Source organism: Vibrio sp. 2134-1 (genome assembly GCF_033339495.1).
In genome coordinates this window covers 1-664 of sequence record NZ_JAWOUS010000494.1, presented here as the reverse complement: position 1 = coordinate 664, position 664 = coordinate 1, and the positions used below count along the sequence as shown (strand labels likewise).

Below are 664 nucleotides of genomic sequence, written 5' to 3'. Positions count from 1 at the left end.
CGCAACATTTTGGCCGCGGATAAAAGTGCAGTAACAGAAGCAATAGAACCTTGCAGTGGATAGTTGAAGGTATCTCCTTCCACAAAGCTCACCCACTCTTTACCACCCTCACCCTCAATCCCAATCACTTTGGGGCATTGCGTGAATCCATTGGAATGAAGGTGATTTAACAACTGGTGGACGGTCATCGTCCAAGAGCTTGCCGGACGACTAACGCGATCACCTGTACGATAAATGGCATTATCCCGACCACCTTGTAGCATTTCCATGACTTTCCCTTGTTCGATCAGATTTGGGGCGACGATTGAAACAAGCGTCATTTTATACCTTAAGTAACGAATCTTGTTTTAACTACCGACCAAAAAGCACCCAACTTTGTTAGCTCAATCGCAGGAAACCACTTTCACTTATTCGAAGATGCAGGACTTTTAAGCTTATAGACTTTGCATGACCCAATGAGTAAAAGCCTCAACTTGCGGTTTATCGCTTTCCCTTACCACTATATGATGTGCGCTGGCGCTTGGCATTGACCATCCACCAATCGAAATCAAAAGTCCTTGTTGTAGCTCATCCTCCACTAAAAAGTCCCTAACAAGCAGTATGCCTAACTGATTCACCGCCGCTTGAATGGCTAGTAAGGAATGTTCAAACTCGGCGATAGGTT

At 45.0% G+C, this 664-nt stretch carries 2 pseudogenes; both read right to left on the bottom strand.

Going from position 1 to position 664, the window contains the following annotated elements:
• A pseudogene (locus tag R7R78_RS26840) lies at positions 1 to 269 on the bottom strand (aminoglycoside phosphotransferase family protein); the annotation flags it as partial.
• Between the two features lie 165 nt (positions 270 to 434).
• Positions 435 to 664, bottom strand: a pseudogene (locus R7R78_RS26835) (transcriptional regulator); the annotation flags it as partial.